Annotated in this window: 14 protein-coding genes; 6 read left to right on the forward strand and 8 right to left on the reverse strand. The window is 59.0% G+C overall.

Annotated features, from left to right (window positions below; all coding sequences use genetic code 11):
* Positions 1-9 precede the first annotated feature (9 nt).
* Entirely contained in the window at positions 10-2,859 is a 2,850-nt protein-coding gene (locus QEH54_RS14235; protein ID WP_309019363.1) for an ATP-binding protein, read from the forward strand.
* Between the two features lie 2 nt (positions 2,860-2,861).
* Here the strand turns inward: QEH54_RS14235 and QEH54_RS14240 are convergent, their stop codons facing one another.
* Positions 2,862-6,440, reverse strand: a complete 3,579-nt coding sequence (locus QEH54_RS14240; protein WP_309019364.1) for a PAS domain-containing protein — start codon at positions 6,438-6,440, stop codon at positions 2,862-2,864.
* A gap of 255 nt (positions 6,441-6,695) precedes the next feature.
* Here QEH54_RS14240 and QEH54_RS14245 point away from each other — a divergent pair, with 255 nt between their 5' ends.
* From QEH54_RS14245 to QEH54_RS14265, 5 genes are all read left to right on the forward strand, one after another.
* A complete protein-coding gene (locus tag QEH54_RS14245) occupies positions 6,696-7,349 on the forward strand; it encodes a tetratricopeptide repeat protein (RefSeq protein WP_309019365.1) in 654 nt (217 codons plus the stop codon).
* 422 nt (positions 7,350-7,771) lie between these two features.
* Positions 7,772-9,571 carry an SLC13 family permease gene (locus QEH54_RS14250; RefSeq protein WP_309019366.1) on the forward strand — a complete coding sequence of 600 codons (1,800 nt, stop codon included), beginning with the start codon at positions 7,772-7,774 and terminating at the stop codon, positions 9,569-9,571.
* Between the two features lie 114 nt (positions 9,572-9,685).
* Entirely contained in the window at positions 9,686-10,609 is a 924-nt protein-coding gene (locus QEH54_RS14255) for an ABC transporter ATP-binding protein (protein ID WP_309019367.1), read from the forward strand.
* Positions 10,610-10,662: 53 nt separating this feature from the next.
* A complete protein-coding gene (locus QEH54_RS14260; RefSeq protein WP_309019368.1) occupies positions 10,663-12,012 on the forward strand; it encodes an ABC transporter permease in 1,350 nt (449 codons plus the stop codon).
* Between the two features lie 155 nt (positions 12,013-12,167).
* Positions 12,168-12,908, forward strand: coding sequence for a hypothetical protein (locus QEH54_RS14265; RefSeq protein WP_309019369.1), 741 nt, complete (start codon positions 12,168-12,170; stop codon positions 12,906-12,908).
* Positions 12,909-12,978: 70 nt separating this feature from the next.
* On the opposite strand, the gene QEH54_RS14270 is transcribed toward QEH54_RS14265, so the two are convergent.
* From QEH54_RS14270 to rpsI, 7 genes are all read right to left on the reverse strand, one after another.
* Entirely contained in the window at positions 12,979-14,208 is a 1,230-nt protein-coding gene (locus QEH54_RS14270) for an argininosuccinate synthase (RefSeq protein WP_309019370.1), read from the reverse strand.
* A gap of 114 nt (positions 14,209-14,322) precedes the next feature.
* Complete coding sequence (gene argF, locus QEH54_RS14275; RefSeq protein WP_309019371.1) at positions 14,323-15,267, reverse strand: ornithine carbamoyltransferase; 945 nt, start codon at positions 15,265-15,267, stop codon at positions 14,323-14,325.
* A 41-nt stretch (positions 15,268-15,308) separates the two neighbouring features.
* Complete coding sequence (locus tag QEH54_RS14280; protein WP_309019372.1) at positions 15,309-16,538, reverse strand: aspartate aminotransferase family protein; 1,230 nt, start codon at positions 16,536-16,538, stop codon at positions 15,309-15,311.
* 89 nt (positions 16,539-16,627) lie between these two features.
* A complete protein-coding gene (argB, locus tag QEH54_RS14285) occupies positions 16,628-17,506 on the reverse strand; it encodes an acetylglutamate kinase (RefSeq protein WP_309019373.1) in 879 nt (292 codons plus the stop codon).
* 129 nt (positions 17,507-17,635) lie between these two features.
* Positions 17,636-18,856, reverse strand: a complete 1,221-nt coding sequence (gene argJ / locus QEH54_RS14290; protein WP_309019374.1) for a bifunctional glutamate N-acetyltransferase/amino-acid acetyltransferase ArgJ — start codon at positions 18,854-18,856, stop codon at positions 17,636-17,638.
* A 61-nt stretch (positions 18,857-18,917) separates the two neighbouring features.
* Positions 18,918-19,943 carry an N-acetyl-gamma-glutamyl-phosphate reductase gene (gene argC / locus QEH54_RS14295; protein ID WP_309019375.1) on the reverse strand — a complete coding sequence of 342 codons (1,026 nt, stop codon included), beginning with the start codon at positions 19,941-19,943 and terminating at the stop codon, positions 18,918-18,920.
* Positions 19,944-20,114: 171 nt separating this feature from the next.
* On the reverse strand, positions 20,115-20,513 hold the full coding sequence (gene rpsI, locus QEH54_RS14300) for a 30S ribosomal protein S9 (protein WP_309019376.1): 399 nt from the start codon (positions 20,511-20,513) through the stop codon (positions 20,115-20,117).
* Positions 20,514-20,532 lie beyond the last annotated feature (19 nt).

Below are 20,532 nucleotides of genomic sequence, written 5' to 3' on the forward strand. Positions count from 1 at the left end.
CATCGTCACGTGAAGCTCCGCACCCAATTCTTTGCGATCCTCCTCATCGCGTTCGGCAGTCTGTGCATCCTGCTGGTCATCGGCCGCCAACGGCTCAACGACGCGGTCCGAAACACCTCCGAAATCATCGACAACCAGTTCAATCCGCTGGTGCTCGAAAACGCTCCTCGCCTCCAGCAGACCTACGAAGGACTCACCTCCCTGCTGGACGCCATGAGCAACGCCCAGTCCGCCCGCATGTTGCAGATGCGCAGCATCGCCCTCGACACCCCCAAGGAACTGGCCCCCCTGATCCAGCAAAGCGAAGCCAGCCTGGCCAGCATGCGCGAGACCCTCGACTACGCCGAAAAGTCCTTTCCCGAGCCCATCCACGAAAGCTGGAGCAAGCACAAGGTGGTGCTGCAGCGCTGGCACGAAAGGGAGACCCAAATCATCGAACTCACCAAAACCCTAGCGGCCGATCTCGAGCTGAGAGCTCGCTACCGCGAGAAATCGGAGCAACTCTTCACCCCCTTTCGATCCAGCATCGACGTGCTCGGCGAACAGGTCGACGAAAAGCTCCACAGCGACCTCACCCGCCAGGAAGCCGAAGCAATCGGCACCGCCATCAGTCTGGTGCTCAATGCCGACCGCGACGCCTATCAGGCCCTGCTGGGAGAGCAGGAGATCGTGCATGGCGTCGCCCACGACAGCCAAGTGTTCAATCAGCTCAAACAGGAATACCAAGAAAACCTGCAGCAGATCCGCGACCGCGTGGAAAGCGCCCGCGAGCTGGCTGGCCCCGAGCTGAAGCCCTCCTTCTCCTTCGTTCTCGGACAATACGAAAACTGGCGCGAAGCCACCCAGCAAGCGGTTTCCATCACCAGCAGAATCCATCAAAGCCTCAGCGAGCGCAACCGACATGTCGAAGCCTCGACCAGCCTTTTTCTCGAAAGCCAGCAATTACTGGCTGTAGTGCAGGATCGACTACGAGAGTTCGCCAACCATCAGCTTGCTTCATTCGAAGTGGCCAGAGACCAAGCAATGGAAAAAAACGAAAAGCTCCGACAGCAGGCGTACAGCTACACGCAAATCTTCAACAGCCTTTCGATCCTCGCGTTTCTCTCCTTCATCCAGCTGCTCTTCTTTCAGCGACGGCTTGTATTCAATTTGATAGGACTGTCCCGCTACCTCTCGAAACTCGATCAAACCAATCTCGAGGAGCCTTTTAAGATTCTTCGCCAGCGCATTCTGCCCACGGCCGAGCTCGAGGAGCTGGAAACCAGCTTGAACGCCATGAGAACGCGCCTCGCAGAGGTCATCAAAAACCACGAGGACGCCTTGCAGCGGCTGGCCCGAAGCGAAGCGCACTTCTCCCGACTCTTCTACAACGACTTCTCTCCCATGCTCCTAGTGGAGCCCTCCACGGGCCGCATCGTCGACGCGAACCAGGCTGCGGCTCAGCTGTACGAGAAATCTGGAGACCAGCTTAGCCAGTCCAGCATCGACCAGCTGGGCGACGAAGGCTTTTCCTTATCCATTCGCTCGCTGAAGCGAAACGGCCGCCATGTGCTGACGAGCGTCCAGCGCAAGGGATCCGGCGCCGCCTTCACCGCGGAAATCTTCGCCGGCATGATCGAGCACGAAGAAACGCCGCACGCCCTGCTCATCGTGAGCGACATCTCGCAACGCATGGCCTTCGAAAACGAATTGCTGAAAGCCAAGACCGCCGCCGAGGAGGCGAACAAGACCAAGGACGAGTTTCTTTCCGTTATGAGCCACGAGCTCAGAACTCCGTTGAATCCAATCATCGGATACGCTGAAATCCTTGGGCAACACAGCAAGGAAAGCTTCATCCAGGAATGCTCAAAAGTCACCCTCAACGCAGCACGCCGCATGCTCGAGCTGGTGGAGAGCATCCTCCTGTTCACCCAGCTGAATCACAAGGATACCGATTTTCCGATCGAGAGCTTCACCTTCGATGACCTCTTCGACGAGGTGACCGCTACCCAAACCCTGCGCCTCTCGCAAAGCAAGATCACCATCGTAAACGGAACCGAGTCACTCCAGCGCATTCCGGAAAACACCCAGATCACCGCGCCTCTCAATGTCATCAAGCAGGTGATGATGAACCTTGTGAACAACGCCATCAAATACGCCAATGACTCGCCAATCGAAATCAGGGTCGGCATCGCGTATCCTCAGTCTGGAGACATGCAAACCATTCGTATCGAGGTGAGCGACCAAGGCCCTGGCATTCCGGATCACTACAAGGAAAAGATCTTCGATCCGTTCACGCAGGCGGACAGCTCCACCACACGTTCCCACGAAGGCATCGGTCTCGGTCTCGCCATCTGCTCGAAGCTCACCCGGCTGCTCGGTGGCAGAATCGGCCTGACGGACAATCAGCCGCATGGCGCTTGCTTCTGGTTCACCACGCCAGTCGTCATGCTTTCGCCACTACCGGCGGGCGAACCTACCGTGGCCGAGAGCTCCGACGAGCAGCATTCCGGCCTAGCGGTCAAAATACTCGTCGTCGAAGACAACGAGGACAACGCCCGCTATATCTCGCGCGCCATTTCCGCTATGGGAGCTCTGCCTCAGCGCGTCAACGACGGCAGAAGCGCCATCGAGCTGTGCCGACGAGAAACCTTCGATATCGTCCTGCTGGACATCAGCATGAGGGATATGAACGGATTGGAAACCCTGGACGAGCTTCGCAAGATCCCTCTGTTCAAGCAGAAGACGAGCTGCATCGCAGTCACCGCTCACGCCTCGGTGGAGATGGAACAGCGATGCCTATCTCGCGGCTTCGACGCCTTCCTGCGCAAGCCCGTCGCGGTGCAGGACCTGAAGCGGGCCATCGCTCAATACGCCTAAGCCTACGCCCCACTGGACGAGGCAAAGCGAGTCAGAGCAGATACCGCCTCGTCCATCGCCCTATCGAGCTCTCCCATAGTCGCCAAGACGGTATCCAGTTTTCCATCACGCGCGTCATCTTCCATCTTTTCGGCTACGGCGCTCATTCGCCCGCAGCGACAATGCCCACTCAGCCCTTTGACGCTGTGCAAGTGTCGAACCAGTCCCTCGGCATCCCCGTCCTCCAGACTCTCGCGAATCGCCTGCCGACGAACGGCGAAATCCTCGATCGCCTGCTTCACGATATCGACGGCCAGTTGCTGGTCGTTCATCATGGAGTCGAGATACTTGGCCCGATCGAAGATGTCCGCGCTCCGCCCCGGAGCTTCAGGCTCCGCGGTTTGGGTATCGGGCTGGCGAGCGGGCTGGGACAGACTGAGGCGTTTCTCCAGCACCAGAAAGATCTCCTGCGGCACGAAAGGCTTGGCCAAATAGTCGTTCATCCCCGCCGCCAAACACGCGTTTCGGTCGTCGGTGCGAGCGTGCGCGGTCACCGCCACCAGGACCACGTCCTTTCGTTCGACCCCGCACTCGCCGGAGCGTATGCGCTGGCAGGCCTGGATGCCATCCATCACCGGCATCTGCACATCCATAAAAACGATGTCGTAGGCGTTTCGCTTCAAGGCTTCCAAAGCCTCCGCGCCGTTGCTGGCCACGTCCGCTTTCAGACCGAATCTCTTCAGCATGCCAAGCAGCACGCGCTGATTCACCACATTGTCCTCCACCACGAGGATCTTCCACTGCTTGCCCTTGAACGCCCCGAGCGGCGGCATGAATACGGTACTGGAACGCCGCCCGGTCGAGGTTTCGATATCGATCAACGTATTGAAAATCTCTGACTGCCGAAACGGTTTGCTCACGAAACCGTCCGCCCCGGCGGCGAGTAGCAGGTTCGTATCGCCCCGATTTCCGATCTTCGAGACCAGCACGATCCTGGTATTCCTGGTTTCCTTGTCGGCTCCCAGCTCCTTCACCAGCTCCAGATTCTCCAGCTTGCTATCCTCGACATCGAAGAAGAGATAGCTGAACGGCTCCTGGGCGAAGGCTCGGTCCTTCATCAAGACGCTGGCGGTGGAGGGAAGCGAGCAGGTCAACGTATCGATATTCCAACGACCCAGCTGCTCGCTCAAGTAGCGTCGCGTTCCTGAATCCTTCGCCGCGACCAGAGCGGAGCGACCTTCGAAGACGTTCACCCAATCTTCCGCGCGAAGATTCAGATTGCTGGTCCGGAAGACCGCGGTGAACCAGAATTCCGATCCGGATCCCAAGGCGCTTTCCACCCCGATCTCCCCACCCATCATCTTCACCAGCTGCTTCGAGATGGCCAGCCCCAGCCCCGTGCCGCCGTAGAGTCGCGTGGTGCTGCTGTCCGCTTGGGTGAACTCGTCGAAAAGGCTGTCCCGAGTTTCCGGGCTGATCCCGATGCCAGTGTCCTTGATGGAGCAGCGCAGCATCACCGCGTCGTCGCTGGCCCGAATCAGACCGATGCTGACTTCGATGCTGCCGCGTTCGGTGAACTTGATGGCGTTGTCCGCCAGGTTCAAAAGGATCTGCCGCAGCCGCCCGGCATCGCCGATGATGCGATCCGGCACCAGCGAATCCACCTCGCAGGTGAAGCGCAGGTTCTTCTGACCCGCTCGGAAGCGAAGGATGGAAGCGAAGTCGTCGAGCATGTCGCGCAAGCGAAACTCCTCCTCCTCCAAGCTCAGCTTGCCAGCCTCCACCTTGGAGAAATCCAGGATGTCGTTGATCAAAGAAAGCAGGGCTTCGCCGCTGGAGCGAATGACCTCGCCAAATTCCCTCTGCTCGACCGATAGCCCGGGAGAATCCAGAAGCAGCGACGACATCCCGATCACCCCGTTGAGCGGCGTGCGGATCTCGTGGCTCATGTTCGCCAGAAACTGGCTCTTTGCCTTGCTTGCCTGCTTGGCTTCCTCCGCTAGCCGGACCAGTTCATCCCTTTGCTTGACCGACTCGGTGACATCCCAGCTGGTGCCAACCATGCGGACGGCGCCTTCCGACTCGTCGCGCTGCACGATGGCCATGACTCTGAGGTAGCGAACACTTCCATCCGGCAGACAAACGCGGTATTCGGTGTCGTAGTCGGCCTCGCCCGCGACGGCCGCCTTCAGCAGGGCCACCACTCGAGCCCGGTCGTCCGGGTGGATGGCCGCTTTCCAGGTCTGGCAACGCCCGTCGAAGGCCTCTCGGTCCAAGCCGAAAAGCCGCAGCATGCGATCGTCCCAGATCAGGCGATCCTCGGCCACATCCCACTCCCAGATGCCCAGACCGCTGGCCTTCACCGCCAGAGCCAGACGATCGCTGGCGCGCAGCAGGCGCTCGCTCATTTCTCGGAATTCAGTGATATCGGTGTGCGTGCCGATCATGCGGACGGGCTGGCCCTTGGCATCGCGCTCGATGACCTTGCCACGGTCCAGCACCCACTTGTAGCTGCCGTCCTTGCAGCGCATGCGGTGCACGTTCTCGTAGGTAGGGTCCTCGCCTCGAAAGTGCCGCTTCAGGTCGCGCTCGCACTGGTCCAAATCGTCCGGATGCACCCGCTTGCTCCATTCCTCCAGCCGGTTCTCGATCTCGGAAACCTCGTAGCCGATCATCTCCTTCCAGCTGTGGGAAAAATAGACCTCCCCCGTTTCGACCGACCAATCCCATACCCCGTCGCCATTTCCCTCCAGCGCGAACTTCCAACGCCGCTCGCTATCCCGCAAAGACGCTTCGGCCCGGCGCAGCTCCGACAGGTCCTGAATCACCCCGTAAAGGCGCACGCAGCGATCCTCCACCAGCTCGGAATAGCCCTTCACCCGCACCCAGAGCCGGTTGCCCCTGGCGGTGAGCAAACCCAGCTCGTCCTCGAAAGGCGCCCCCGTTTGCATGCATTCGCTCATGCGCCGCTGGAATTGCTCTCGGCTGAAACCTTCTTCGAAAAACGCGACCGCCGCCGCTAGCGTCGGGTCGAAATCGTATGTCACTTCGTGCAGCTCCCGCGTCATGCTCGACCAGGTCATGACGTCGGTCAGCGGGTCGTACTCCCAAGAGCCCAACCGAGCCAGACGAGCCGCCTCCTGCAGCTGGTAGCGGGAGGTTCGCAGCCGCTGCTCCACCTCCTTCTGCATGGAGATGTCGGTGTGCATGGCCACGTATTGCTCCACCTGCTCGCTCGTTTCATGCCGCACCGGAAAGATCGTGGACTGCAGCCAGTAGACGCTGCCGTCCTTGGCCCGGTTGCATATCTGCCCCATCCAAACGCGGCCCGAAGCTATGCGTTTCCACATTTCCTCCCAAAAGGCCGTGGAATGGTAGCCGGAGTTCAGCACCTGATGGGTGTTTCCGACCAGCTCCTCCCGATCGTACTGGCTGATCTGGCAGAACGGATCGTTCACATGGGTGATGACTCCCTGTCCGTCTGTGACCGCCACGATGGCGTGCGCGTTGATGAATTCGACCAAAGTGCGGTCGCGCAGGGCCTCCTCCAACGCGAGCTTGTCGTGCGCCCCCCTCGCGGCGTCCACCCGTTTCTGCTTCATCGCATGTAGAAATGTAATGCTTTCGCGCGTTATTACCTGCCCAGCCCTAGGAGCCTAAACTCAGCGATGGGTCGCGATAGGTCAATGCGCCAAAGCGCTTTATCGAAACAATTGTCCCCTTCGCCCCGTCCAGGCCATGGCCTTCGCCCAGCGAAAATAGTGCTCGAAATTGTCGAGGAATCGCGTTCACTCGATCCTTTTCCTCATCGCCGCCGAGGCGAGCGAGCCCCCAGAACCACTTTCTCCATCAACAAAATGGCCAAAAAGGATCCCAGCACTCCCTCCAAGAGCGACGAACGCAACATCGTCGGCCCGAACCAAGTCGAAATCCAGGATATCGAAGATCAGGTCTACATGATCTGGAACGACAACAAAGGGCTCATCATCGGAGGCGTCGTCTTCATCTTCGCCGTGTTCTTCGGCTACCAAGGTCTCAAGGTGATGCAGGCCAGCGCCGAGTCCTCCCTCAAGGAAGGCTATCAAGCCGCCGACACCAGCGCTCAAAAGGCCGCCTGGGCCGAGGACGAAAAAGGCTCCGCCCTCAGCGGCTTCGCCTTCAAGGAGCTGGGCGACGAGGCCTACGCCCAAGGCGACTACTCGCAGGCGGAAACCTACTACCGCGAAGCGGTGAAATCCGTGGAGACCCCCGTGCTGGAAGCGGCCAACATGGCCCTGGCCATGACCTTGCTGGCCCAATCCAATACCGACGAAGCCAAGGACATTCTGGAAATCATCTCCAGCAATCCGGAAGCCCTCAACCGGGCCGAAGCCCAGTACCGCTTGGCCCAGATCGCGGCCGACGAAGGCGACGCCGCCACAGCCAAGGCCTTGATCGCCGCCATTCCGGAATCCTCATTCTTCTGGAAATCGCGGGCCCAGACCTTGGAGGCACAGCTTCCCGAAGCCTAGTTTCGCCGGGCCACGCGCCCGCCACACCGATTTTTCGCGAAGAACGCGGTCCCTGCGCCCAGCAGGACCGCGTTTTTCGCGTCCCCGAAACCTGCTCAAGGACAGCGGTACGACCCCGGTTTCAGGAAGAACCCTGCTGACCTAGCAGAAACTCGAATCGAAAGCGGCCGGCCGGTGAAGCGCGTCTAATACCGGCGTCGCTCAAAGCCAGACGCGCTTGATGCCGCGCCCCTTTCATCCCAATTCGAAGCCTGCCGAATTCACTCTACCGCTCGCTGCTCGCCCTCCGCCAGCAGGGACCTTCCCTTCGCTCCGACACAGGCTCGTGGCGAAGGTCTGGATGACTGGCGTTTCCCCGGGCTCTGATAAAGCTAGCGCTCGGGTCCGACGCCTCTATAGTTCGCCTGCAGGAACCAACCGCTATGACCTGGCAGATCGCCCTCGTGCTCTTCGTTCTCGTCGCGATGTTAGCGAGCTTCATCTGGGAACGCATTCCCGCCGAGCTCACCGCGCTGGCCGGACTTTGCATCCTGATCGCGAGTGGAGTGCTCTCCACCGACCAGGCTCTGGCGTCGTTCTCCAATTCCGCCCCCATCGCCGTCGGAGCCATGTTCGTGCTCAGCGCCGCCCTGGAAAAAGGCGGCGCCATCCAGATCCTGGCCAAGCGCCTCAAGGGCCTCGGCAAGCGCGGCGCCTACCTGACGCTTCCTGCCCTCGTCCTGGTGGTGGCCGCCGTTTCAGCCTTCATCAACAACACTCCGGTGGTCGTGGTCTTCCTGCCAGTGGTGCTTTCCTTGGCCAAGCAAATGGAGGTTCCCGCCTCCAAACTGCTCATCCCTCTGTCCTACGCTTCCATTTTCGGCGGCACCTGCACCCTCATCGGCACCAGCACCAACATCGTAGTCAGCTCCGTCGCCCAGGCCAACGGCTTGCGCCCGCTATCCATGTTCGAGCTGGCCGGGATCGGCGTCCCGCTGCTCATCACCGGCACCCTCTACCTCGTCCTCTACGGCTACCGCATATTGCCCCACCGCGAGACGCTCACCTCCATTCTCAACGACGAAGAGCGCCGAGAATACATGCTGGAAGGCTTCATCGCCGAGGATTCGCCGCTGATCGGCAGATCCCTATCGGCCCTGACCAACTTCAAAGGCAGCGGCCTGCGTCCCCTCGAAGTGATCCGCCACGGCGTTTCCATCCAGCGCGATCCGCTAACCATCGAACTCCATGAAGGCGACCGCATCCTCGTCGCCGCCAGCGCTCGCGTGCTTTCGCAGGCCCACGCCTCCGCGGACGACTCCCTGTCCTCCCTGCTCGGAGCGTTCGGGATGGAACCCATCGCCGCCGCCCAAGGCAGCCTCATCGAAGTGGCGATCCGCGCCGAAACCGAGCTGGCAGACTGCAGCTTCAACCAGCTCAATTTCCGACAACGCTACCGCCTAGCCCCCATCGCCATCCATCGCAACAACATCAACTTGGAGGAAAACATCGCCAATATCCCGCTCCGAGCTGGAGACATCCTCCTACTCGTCGGCAGCACCGAAGCCATCCAAGCCCTGCGACAAAACCCGGACTTCGTAGTGATCGACGAAACCCCCATGGAGACGAAACAAGGCCTCGGTCCGCTCCTGCTATCCGTGGCGACCATCGCTGGCGTGATCATCGTCTCCAGCTTCGGGCTCATTCCCATCGCAGGCGCAGCCATCATAGGCTCCGTCTTCCTGCTGCTCTGCGGCTGCTTGACCACTCAGGAAGCGTACAAGTCCATCCATTGGCCCATCCTCTTCATCATCTTCGCGATGCTTGGAGTGAGCCAGGCCCTCGACTCCAGCGGGGCCTCGCGCCTGATCGCCCAATCGCTGGTTTCCACCATCGACACTTTCGTGACGCCCGCTTGGCAGCCCCTGGTGCTTCTGGCCGGCATCTACCTCATCACCACCACGCTGACCGAAGTGCTATCCAACAACGCCACAGCGGTGCTCATGACCAGCCTGGCCATCGGAGCCGCCGAGGCGCTCGGCGTGGACGCCCGCCCCTTCATCATCGCGGTGGCGGCAGCGGCATCGGCGAGCTTCGCGACTCCCATCGGCTACCAGACCAACACCTACGTCTACGGGATCGGCGGCTACCGTTTCACCGATTTCATGAAGATCGGCATTCCGCTCAACATCGTCTCCTTCATCATCGCTCTCGTGGTCATCCCCCTGCTCTGGTCGTTCTGACAGAGGGCAACGCGTGACCTATGGCCTAGGGAGCTCTAGGCCACCCGGCACTGGCGAGAATCCTGTAACCTGCGCTAGGCTGACGGGGAACAACAGGACACAACTCCTCTCCGCATGACTGCCCTTCTCGCTTCCCAACTGAGCAAATCCTTTGGCCCCATCAAAGCGCTGGACCAGCTCGATCTCGCCATCGAAGACGGTTCCTTCTTCGGACTGCTAGGTCCCAACGGGGCCGGCAAAAGCACCTTCATGAGCCTGGTTTCCGGATTCCAAAAGCCCGATAGCGGCACGCTGCAGCTCTTCGGAGTCGCCCTGGACGCGGAAAACCTCCAGCAGAAGAAGACCATCGGCTTCGCTCCGCAGCACATCGCGCTCTACCCGGAATTCACCGCGGAAAAGAATCTTTCCTTCTTCGGCAAGCTCTACGGGCTCAGCGGCAAGGACCTGGCCCACCGCATCGACTCGGTGCTAGACATCGCCCAGCTCGCCGATCGGCGCCGCTCGCGAGTGAAGGACTTCTCAGGCGGCATGAAACGACGGCTCAACATCGCTTGCGCCCTGCTGCACCAGCCCCGCATCCTGCTTTGCGACGAGCCCACGGTCGGCGTCGACCCGCAATCTCGAAATGCCATCTTCGACACCCTGCGGGCCATGAAGGAGCAAGGCATGACAGTGGTCTACTCAACCCACTACATGGAAGAGGCGGAACGTCTGTGCGACACCATCGCCATCATCGATCAAGGCCGGATCCTGCGCCGCGGCACTCTGGAGGAGCTCCTCAGCGACCTGCCGCACGACACCCTCATTTCCCTGCGCCGTGGGACGCTGGCCGAGCCCCAACTCGCCGCCCTTTCCCAATTCGGAACGGTGCGCGAAAGCGGGCACCACTACCAGCTGCAGCCCGGCGAAACCTTCAAGCTTTCCCGCTTCTTCGGCTGGGCGGAGGAGCAGGACATACCCGCGCAAACCTTCCAGATCCAGCGTCCCTCCCTAGAAGACCTTTTCCTCCACCTCACAGGCCGCGATCTGCGCGAGTAGCGCCGCTCCCATTCCCCCCTCTCCTGATTCACGTCACCTTTCCCCTCCTTTCCATGAAAACCATTCTCGCTCTCATCGGCAAAGACGCTCGTCATTTCGCGGGCGACAAGACCGCGGTCCTGCTCACATTCTTCGTGCCCTTCTTCGTCATCTTCCTGATCGGCAACATCTTCAGCGGAGCGGACGGAAATGGAGGATTGACCACAAAAATCGAACTGGCCGTTCTCGATCTGAGTCCCGATCAGAGCGGAGCCGGGCTGATCGAGGCCATGCAAGCGGACGAGGGGCTGGAAATCATCACCCAGATCGAACAGGAAGGCGCCGAGCCGATCCCATTCACCCGAGAGAGCATTCGCCAAGGCATCGTGGACCATCACTACAATTTCGCCCTGATCATTCCGGAGAATTTCGTGAAGGAAGAGGGGCTGGGCGTGCGGCTGGAGTTTCTTTCCAATCCGAAAAACAACGTGGAAGCCCAGATGATCAACGGGCTCATCCAGAAGAACATCTTCACCGGCCTTCCCAAAGTCTTCGCCAAGCAGGCCGACGCCATGCAGGCGGAATTTCTAGGCGACGACAACTATCGCCTCTTTCTGGACGGCCTCGCGGCCCTGATCAACCTCTCCTCCGACGAGGCGGACTTAAACCTGAGCGGCGATGACATGTCCTTGACCGCCTTCCTGGAAAGCATGGAGGAGATGAACGAAGCGGAAGGCGAAAGCGGCGGCGGGGCTGGCGACATGCTAGCGGATCTCGTGGTTTTCGAAGAGGATCAGGTTTACGGAAAAGAAGTCCAAAACCCCTACCTGACCCGCATGGTGGGCGGCTACGCCATCATGTTCCTGCTGTTCGCCACCACCGGCAGCGCCTCCTCGCTCTTCGAAGAACGAAACGCGGGCATGTTTCTGCGCCTGTTTTCCATGCCGGTCAAACGCACCCACATCCTCTGGTCGAAGTACCTCTTCAACATGATGCTCGGCACCGTGCAGGCCATCGCCCTCTTCGTGGGGGCCAACCTGATCTTCGGGGTGCAGATCTACGACAATTTCCTGAACCTGCTCATCGTGGCCATTTGCAGCGCTTCAGCCTGCACCGCCTTCGGCATGCTGCTGGCCTCCATCTCGAAAAGCCAGCAATCGGCCCAAGGCTTCGGCACCTTGCTCATCATCAGCATGAGCGCCCTGGGCGGAGCCTGGTTTCCGGTCACCTGGATGCCCGAGCCCATGCAGCTGTTCAGCAAGTTCACCATCGTCTACTGGGGTGTGGAAGGCTTCCTGGGAGCGTTGTGGGAAAAGGCCTCCTTCGTGGAGCTGCTTCCCATCCTCGGCACCATTCTCGCGATCTCCGTCTTGCTGAACGCCGTGAGCATCTGGCGCTTCAAGACCGGCGACCTCTTTCGCTGACCACGACGGGGATCAATCGGTCGCGACCTCGTCAGACCGCTCTTGCCTCAAAAGCACGACTAGTCGAGCGTCGCATCAAAATCCGGTCAAAAGCGGTCCGCCTTTTTACTTCGATCCGCGAGCGCAACACAGTGCGGAAGAACATCGCCGCGCCCATGACTGCTAAAACGCTCCCACTCGACGAGAAATCAATCGACCCCAGCACGCTCAGCCGGGAGGCTCTGATGCGCGAGCTCACCCTTCAAAAACGCCCGTTTCGCATTCTGCGCGAATTCATGAAGGCCTTGGAGCAGAAACGCGCCGCCAAAGGCCTCGGCTGGTCGCGTCCCTGGAACAAGTATGGGCTCACCGTCTTTCGAACACACATCCACCCTATCGGTCAGGACGCCAAATACCTGATCGACGCTCGAGAGCTCATACAGCCCTGCATCGCGAAGCTCCCCGACGAGTATCAGCTTTTCGTAGACGATCTTTGGTGCGACCCGAACCTCAAGGCCTTCACCTTCTACCACAACAACAAGGACGAGTGGGGAGAGTTCGAGGGCCTCTCCTTATCGCTCGGCAGAAAGGTCGCCCACGATCCGAGCAAGCGAGACCGAATCGACCTGATCCTCGAAGATAAACGCGTTGACGGGGCAGTGGACGGTTCGATCGAGCGCGTCCGTCTCTACGTCAACCCGTGGCTAACGTATCAGAATAGGGAATACAAACTGATCGAACAGGGCGGTCCCTTCGAACCCGTCGACGAAGGCTACCAAGACTTCTATCAAGAAAGCTGTCGGCGGTACGACCGGTGGAAGACCGACAAGTCCCGCCAATGGTCGCACTGGTCGGCCAACTACATCGAATACTTTGGCCCTCGCTGCTTCATCCCGAAAGGCAGTTCCTTCATTTGATGCCTGAAAAAGGCGAAGCCGTTTCCAGCTTCGCCTCTCGGAAAAATCAGTATCAGTATCCGTAAATCGACTACTTCTCGATGAACTGGCTCTGCGTCGCGGCGCGAGCCCGAAGGCGTAGACCTTGCAAGCGGATGAAACCAGTCGCGTCGTCCGGATTGTAGGTGGACTGCACGCCTTCCATCGAGGCCACGTTCTCGTCGTAGAGCGAGTACGGAGACTTGCGACCCACGGTGGTTACGTTGCCCTTGTAGAGCTTGAGACGTACCGTTCCGGTGACGCTCTTCTGGCTATTGTCGATGAAGGCCTGCAGGGCTTCGCGCTCGGGCGCGAACCAGAAACCGTTGTATACCAGTTCCGCATACTTCGGAATCAAGCTGTCGCGCAAGTGCTCGAGGTCGCGGTCCATGGTGAGCGACTCGACCTGCTTGTGGCCCATCATCAAAATCGTGCCACCTGGCGTTTCGTAAACACCGCGGCTCTTCATGCCGACGAAGCGGTTTTCCACGATATCCACCCGGCCGATGCCATGCTTGCCCGCGATCTTGTTGAGCTTGTAGATCGCTTCGGCTGGCGTGACCTTCTGGCCATCGATGGCAGTGCAGTCGCCCTTTTCGAAATCGAGCTCGATGTACTGAGCCTGATTCGGCGCGTCCTCGGGATCGACGGTGAGCTTGTACATCTTCTTGTTTTCCGGCGTGGTCGGGTCGAACCAAGGATCCTCCAGGATACCGGCTTCGTAGGAGATGTGCAGCGAGTTGCGGTCCATGGAGTAGGGCTTGGATGCCGACGCTTCCACGTTGATGTTGTTGTCCGCGCAGTACTGGATCATCTCCTTGCGGCCCGGGAAAGCCTTGCGGAAAACTTCCATGCGCCACGGGGAAATGATCTTCAGGTCAGGAGCGAGAGCGGCGTAGCCGAGCTCGAAACGCACCTGATCGTTGCCCTTTCCGGTGGCTCCATGAGCGACCGCGTCGGCGCCCACCTTGCGGGCCAGATCGATGTGAGCCTTGGCGATGAGGGGGCGAGCGATGGAAGTGCCGAGGTAGTACTGGCCTTCGTAGATCGCATTGGCCCGAAGCATCGGGAAGATGAAATCCTTGGCGAACTCGTCCTTTAGATCGAGCGTGTAGTGCTCGGAAGCGCCGGTGGCCTTGGCCTTTTCCTCCAGACCGTCCAGCTCTTCTTCCTGGCCGACGTCAGCAGCGAAGGTCACGATTTCCGCATTGTAGTGGTCCTTGAGCCAGCGAACGAGCACCGAAGTGTCGAGTCCGCCCGAGTATGCGAGTACGATTTTCATATAAAGTCTTTCTTAATAGTAGGCTTCCCCACGAATCTCACGAATGGGCACGGAATTGAGCCTTAAGGACTAAGTACAAGATTCGTGAAGATTCGAGCAATTCGTGGGAGAAATTTATCTGCGGGCTGCCTCAGCCAGCACCGCCATGATGGCTTTCTGGGTGTGCAGGCGGTTTTCCGCCTCGTCGAAGATGACCGACTGCGGACCGTAAAGCACGTCCTCTTGGGCTTCCATGCCCTTGTAAGCGGGCAGGTCGTGCATGAAGAGGGCATCCTTCTTGCCGAGTTTCATCAAATCGGAGGTCACCGAATAGGGCTTCATCACATTGATGCGCTCGGCCGACTCCTTCTCCTGCCCCATGCTCACCCAAGTATCGGTGTAGAGCACGTCAGCATCGCGAGCCGCTTCCTCTGGGTCAGTGGTGAAGCTCCAAGTTGGCACGTAGCCGCTTTCAGCCAAGGTGGCTTTGATCTCCTCGCCCGGCTCGTAGCCAACCGGTCCGGAGAGAAGCAGCTCCATGCCGAACATGGCGGCGCCGAGGATCCATGAGTTGGCGATGTTGTTGGCGGTATCGCCGAAGTAGGCGATCTTCTTGCCTTTGAGGGATTCGAAGTGATTGCCGCCGTCGGACCAGCGCTCGGACATGGTGAAGGCGTCGGTGTAGATCTGACAGGGGTGCAGGTAGTCGGTCAAGGCGTTGATGACCGGGATGCTGCCAAGATTCGCCAGCTCCTCAACTTCCGCATGCTCGTAGGTCCGCACAATCAAGCCGTGCACGAAACGGGACAGCACGTTGGCGGTATCGTAGATCGATTCTCCGCGGCCGAGCTGGATGTCGCCCTTGTTGAGAAAGATTGGATGGCCGCCGAGCTCGTGAATGCCCACATCGAAGGAAACGCGGGTACGGGTGCTGGACTTGGAGAAAATCATGGCCCAAGTCTGGCCCTTGAGAGCGGGTGGGGTGTGGCGACCGCGACCCTTCTTGAAACTAGCGGCGAGCGAGAAGACCTCGCTCGCTTGGTTCAGGGTCAAGTCCGTCTCTTTTAGGAAGTGTTGCATTTCTTGAGTTGAGTTTCGATTACTTCGTATTGGGGATTCACTTACGCCGGTGTCGCGGACAACTCCGCTACCCGAGACGCTACTACGTTCTTCACGATTGCGAGAGCCTCGTCGATATCAGCCTTGCTTGCGATGAGCGGCGGAAGAAAACGGATCACGTTTCCACCAGCTGGCGGCACTACCAGTCCCGCTTCTCTGAGCTTGACAACCATTTCGAGCGGAACTTCGGCGATCTGAATGCCAAGCATGTATCCACGTCCTCTGACATCGAGGACGTAGGAGGGAAACTCGGCCTTTAGCGCTGCCAACTGTTCGACGAAATACGTTCCGTTCGTCCGCACGTTCTGCAGGAGCTGCTCTTCGTCGAGAACTTCCAGCGTCGCTAGCGCCGCGGCGCAGATCAGAGGCGTGCCGCCAAAGGTCGTGCCATGCGAGCCTGCGTGGAAGAGCGACGCATGCTTGTCGTCGATCCAAACCGCGCCGATGGGAACGCCTCCGCCGAGCCCCTTCGCCATGCCAATCGCGTCGGGGCGAATGCCCGCCTCTTCGAAGGCGAAAAACGTACCCGATCTTCCGATACCGCACTGCACCTCGTCGATGAGCAGCAAGATTCCTTTTTCGTCGCAAAGCGCCCGCAAGCCCTGAAGAAACTCGATTTCGCACGGATTCACTCCCCCTTCTCCCTGGATGGTCTCCACGAAAATGGCGCTGGTCGACTCGTCGACCGCCTTTTCGAAGGCCGGCAAATCGTTGAGCGGAGCCGTCTCGAATCCCGGCACCAAAGGGCGGAATCCGCCTTGAATCTTCTCCTGAGGCGTGGCGCTCATGCCGCCGAAGGTCCGGCCATGGAAGGCCTTTTCCGCCACGATCACCTTGAACTGCTTCGCCTCCTGACCTGACTTGGCCTTTCCATAGAGACGCGAAAGCTTGATCAGCGCCTCGTTGGCCTCCGCTCCGCTGTTGCAGAAAAACACCTTTCCGCCGCCACCGGCTTTCCGGTTTAGTTCGGCAGCCAGCAAAGCCTGTTTTTGATTGCGATACAAGTTGCTGACATGGATGAGCTCCGCCGCTTGCGCTTGAATCGCGGATACATGCTTCGGGTGGCTATGTCCAAGGGTCAATACTGCGATGCCGGAACAGAAATCGATGTACTCCTTGCCCGCATCGTCCCATACACGCACGCCGCGGCCTCGGGTAAACGTGATAGGCGGCAATCCATAATTGCCGAGTACGTTATCCTTATAAAGCTGCTCGGTGTTTTGTGTAGTCATGATGTGTTTCAGGTTTTTCCTTCACCCACGAGTTTCTCGAATCTTCACGAATCGATTCGAGTATATTTGTGTTATTCGTGGGCACAAACTTATTGGATAATTTCCGTGCCGATGCCGGTATCGGTGAAGATTTCCAGAAGAAGGCTATGCGGGAGGCGCCCGTCGATGAAGTGGACACGGTGCACGCCCGCGTCCAGAGCCTTGATGGCGCTGTCGATCTTTGGCAGCATTCCAGCGCTGATGGTTCCATCCTTCTTCAGCTTGTTGACCTGACCCACCTTCAAGGTAGAAATCAACGTATCCAAATTCTTGGGATCTGATAGAAGCCCTGGAACATCGCTCATGTAGACCAAGCGTCGAGCTCTCAAAGCGCTAGCCACGCAGGCGGCTGCGACATCGGCGTTCACATTGTAGTACTGCCCCTTCTCGTCCACGGCGATGGGAGAGATGACCGGAGTGTAGCCGTCTTTGATCGCTTTCTTGATGATCTTCGCTTTGACCGTGGTGATATTTCCCACGTAGCCCAAATCCGCAGGATCACCGTTTACATCCGTATCCAGTTTTTCACACTGGAGCACGTTCTCACCAGGAATTCCTAGGGGATGATCCTTGCGGATCTGCAGCATCTCGCAAACTTCACTGTTCACCTGCCGGCTGAGCACATCCCGAACCACGGAAACGGTTTCTCCATCCGTGAAGCGCAAACCGTTGACGAACTTCGTTTCGATGTTCTTCTCCGCGAGAGCCCGCGTGATGGCCTTGCCGCCACCATGAACGACGACCGCGTGGATACCCACTGCGGAGAGGAAAGCAATGTCGCCAGCGACCCGCGCCCGAATCTCCGGGTCCGGATCGTCCATAAAACTACCTCCGTATTTGATAACGAAGATAGATCCCCGAAAATTCTGCACGTATGGCAAAGCCTCCACCAGTACGGCAGCTTTGGAAATGATTTCCTGCATGTTCATTGATCTAGAGGGAATAAGGGAAGAAAGGGAGCGTCTTATCGAATCGCTCGAAACGTCACAAAAGGGAGATTCTCTGATTGGATTATAAGGAATTCGAGAGGATTCGCGCCATGGATCGGTGACAATTCGCTACTCGCTCTTGTTGAAGTCGACGTAGCCTTCGGTCAAATCGGTGGCCCGCAGGCGATAGGAAGCGTCTCCGGCATGCAAGTCGATGCGAATGGTGAAGCGTTTCTGGCTGACGATCTCCTTCCATTTCGGCTTGTTTTCGGGTATCGGAGTGCTGGATACAAGAGCAGGAACATCTCCGTAGTGGATATCGATCCCGTCCGGATCGAATTCGGAATCTGCGTAGCCGAGGGCATCCATCAACCGGCCCCAGTTCGGATCGTTTCCAAACCAGGAGGTTTTGACTAGCAACGAGTTGCCAATGGCCCGGGCGATGTTTTCCGCGCCCTGTTCGGAGTCCGCTCCCGATATGAGCAGCTCCACTACCTTGGTGATGCGCTCCCCATCCGCCACGATCTTGTCGGCAAGGGCGTCGCAAATCCGAAACAACGCCTCCTTGAAGGACTCGAGGCAAGCGCCATCAAGCGATACACCCGATTCGCCATTGGCCAAAACCAGGACGGTATCGTTGGTGCTCATGTCGCCATCGACGGTGATCGCATTGAAAGTCCGCTTCACAACTTCGGAGAGAAGCGACTTCAGGGTGGCGCTGTCGGCGGCGATGTCAGTGGTCACGAAGGCCAGCATGGTCGCCATGTTGGGTTGGATCATGCCCGCGCCTTTGGCGGATCCGGCGAGGGTCACCTTTTTTCCGTCGACCTCGAAGCTGGCGGTGCAGGTTTTCTTTCGCGTATCGGAAGTGAGGATACAGTTGGAAAAGGACTCGCCGTCGGGCTCGCCTGCCGCAGCAGCGGCTCCTGCTTTAGCGATGGCGCCGGAAATCTTGTCCATGGGAAGCAACTCGCCGATGCGTCCGGTCGAGCAGACAAGGAAGCTACCTGCCGAGACCCCGCAGGCCGCGGCGGCTTGCCGAGCCATCGCCTCGGCGTCCTTCTTGCCTTGCTCGCCCGTGCAGGCGTTGGCGTTTCCGCTGTTGGCCACGATGCCATGGATGGGGGCACCCGAATCGAGCGTCCTAACACATTCCAGAACCGGAGCCGCCTTCACCCGATTCTTCGTGAAAACGCCTGCAGCGGAACACGGCTTCCTAGAAAAGACGATTCCCGTATCCAACCGATCATTACCCTTGCGGCGTATGTCGGCGGAGACTCCCTTCGCGAAGAATCCTTTCGGATCCGTTACTCCTGCAGTGTTTTGGGTGAATGTGATTTCAGTTGGCATAGTGAAAAGATGAGTCGGGTAGAACGGTTTCGCGAAAGGCTGGCTGCTAGGAGAGGGAGATCTAGACCAGACCGGCGGTCTCGTCCCAGCCTTGCCAGAGGTTGAGAATCTGAATGGCCTGGCCGCTGGCCCCTTTGACAAGGTTGTCCTCGGCGGAGGTGATGACGAAGTTTCCGGTCCGATCGTCCTTCACCGCGGAGATGTCGACCCGGTTCGTGCCGACCACGTATTTGGTCTCCGGGCGCTGGTCCTGCGGCAATACGAAAACGAACGGCTTGTCCGCGTAGGTCGCATTCCAGACCTCGTAGAGCTGCTCGATGCTGGCCCCGTTAGATGGGACCGTGATGGTGGTGGCGATGCCCCGGTTCATGGGGGCGAGGTGCGGGTTGAACTGGATGACGATCTTCTCTCTCGCCGCCATCCCGAGCTGTTCCTCGATCTCCGAAAGGTGCCGATGCTTGGGAAGACCGTAGGCCTTCACGCTTTCGTTCACTTCGCAGAAGGAAAAGGCCTCCTTGCTCTGCTTGCCGGCGCCGCTGGTGCCGCTGTAGGCGTTGGCCACGATGTGCTGCTTGGACACGACGCCCGCTTTGAGCAGTGGAAGCAGGGGAATGAGAATGCTGGTCGGGTAGCAACCGGGGCAGGCGAAAAGGTCCTTTTCCTGCCAGCCGTCCTCCGTGAGTTCGGGCAGCACGTAGACCGACCGGCCGAGCAGCTCCACATCTGGATGCGGCGCCCCGTAGAACTCCTCGTAGATCGCGGGATCGGAGATCCGAAAGTCGGCGCTCAGGTCGATCACTTTCTTGCCCGCGTCCACCAAGTGCCGGGCGTATTCCGCCGCCGCTCCATGCGGCAGGGCCAGAAAATAGACATCGATATCCTCTCGAGCCGCAAGCTCCTGAGGATCAGAGGCTTCAAAAAGCATATCATCAAGCGCGCCCCGCATGGCCGGGATGACGGCGCTCACCGGCTGGCCCGCCTTGCTGCGCGAGGTGACGGCCTTAAGCGTGACCTTCGGATGAGCGGCGAGGAGCTTGACTAGGATTTCACCTCCGTAGCCGGAGGCGCCTACGATTGCTGCGTTCATTGGACTATAGTGAAACTGAGTGTGAGGAATTCAGAAGGCGCCCCCGTTGGATCTCCCGTTTCGATCCTGGGTCCGGCTTCGGCGCTTGGTTGGATGCTTGGCATGAAAATAGAAAAAGCCCTCATGGTCGGTGACCAGTGAGGGCTTCGAAAAATTCTGAGATAAAGCGGTTTAGCGCTTCGAGAATTGGAACTTCTTGCGTGCCCCTGGCTGACCAGCCTTCTTACGTTCCTTCATGCGCGGGTCGCGAGTGAGCAGACCAGCTTGCTTGAGAGGAGCTCGCAGTTCGGCGTCGAGCTTGAGAAGGGCGCGGGCGATGCCCAAGGAGATCGCGCCAGCTTGTCCGCTGTCGCCGCCGCCTTGCACCTTCGCCACGATGTCGACCTTGTCCTTGAGCTCTGCGGTTGCGAGCGGAGACAGGGCGATGCGTTGGAAGTTCTCGTGCGAGAAGAAGCTTTCCGACTCCTTGCCGTTCACCACGATCTTGCCGCTGCCTTCTTGAAGACGAACGCGAGCGACAGCGGTCTTGCGACGGCCAGTGCCAAGAAAAACGTTTGATTCGACTGACATGATTCTGAGTGGGCTTTCC

The organism is Pelagicoccus sp. SDUM812003, from assembly GCF_031127815.1.
Lineage (GTDB): Bacteria > Verrucomicrobiota > Verrucomicrobiia > Opitutales > Opitutaceae > Pelagicoccus.

Excerpts from the sequence above, each read along its gene's own strand:
- QEH54_RS14240 (WP_309019364.1), bottom strand. The coding sequence starts at position 6,440 with ATGAAGCAGAAACGGGTGGACGCCGCGAGGGGGGCGCACGACAAGCTC.
- QEH54_RS14245 (WP_309019365.1), top strand. The coding sequence starts at position 6,696 with ATGGCCAAAAAGGATCCCAGCACTCCCTCCAAGAGCGACGAACGCAAC.
- QEH54_RS14250 (WP_309019366.1), top strand. The coding sequence starts at position 7,772 with ATGACCTGGCAGATCGCCCTCGTGCTCTTCGTTCTCGTCGCGATGTTA.
- QEH54_RS14255 (WP_309019367.1), top strand. The coding sequence starts at position 9,686 with ATGACTGCCCTTCTCGCTTCCCAACTGAGCAAATCCTTTGGCCCCATC.
- QEH54_RS14260 (WP_309019368.1), top strand. The coding sequence starts at position 10,663 with ATGAAAACCATTCTCGCTCTCATCGGCAAAGACGCTCGTCATTTCGCG.
- QEH54_RS14265 (WP_309019369.1), top strand. The coding sequence starts at position 12,168 with ATGACTGCTAAAACGCTCCCACTCGACGAGAAATCAATCGACCCCAGC.
- QEH54_RS14270 (WP_309019370.1), bottom strand. The coding sequence starts at position 14,208 with ATGAAAATCGTACTCGCATACTCGGGCGGACTCGACACTTCGGTGCTC.
- argF (WP_309019371.1), bottom strand. The coding sequence starts at position 15,267 with ATGCAACACTTCCTAAAAGAGACGGACTTGACCCTGAACCAAGCGAGC.
- QEH54_RS14280 (WP_309019372.1), bottom strand. The coding sequence starts at position 16,538 with ATGACTACACAAAACACCGAGCAGCTTTATAAGGATAACGTACTCGGC.
- argB (WP_309019373.1), bottom strand. The coding sequence starts at position 17,506 with ATGAACATGCAGGAAATCATTTCCAAAGCTGCCGTACTGGTGGAGGCT.
- argJ (WP_309019374.1), bottom strand. The coding sequence starts at position 18,856 with ATGCCAACTGAAATCACATTCACCCAAAACACTGCAGGAGTAACGGAT.
- argC (WP_309019375.1), bottom strand. The coding sequence starts at position 19,943 with ATGAACGCAGCAATCGTAGGCGCCTCCGGCTACGGAGGTGAAATCCTA.
- rpsI (WP_309019376.1), bottom strand. The coding sequence starts at position 20,513 with ATGTCAGTCGAATCAAACGTTTTTCTTGGCACTGGCCGTCGCAAGACC.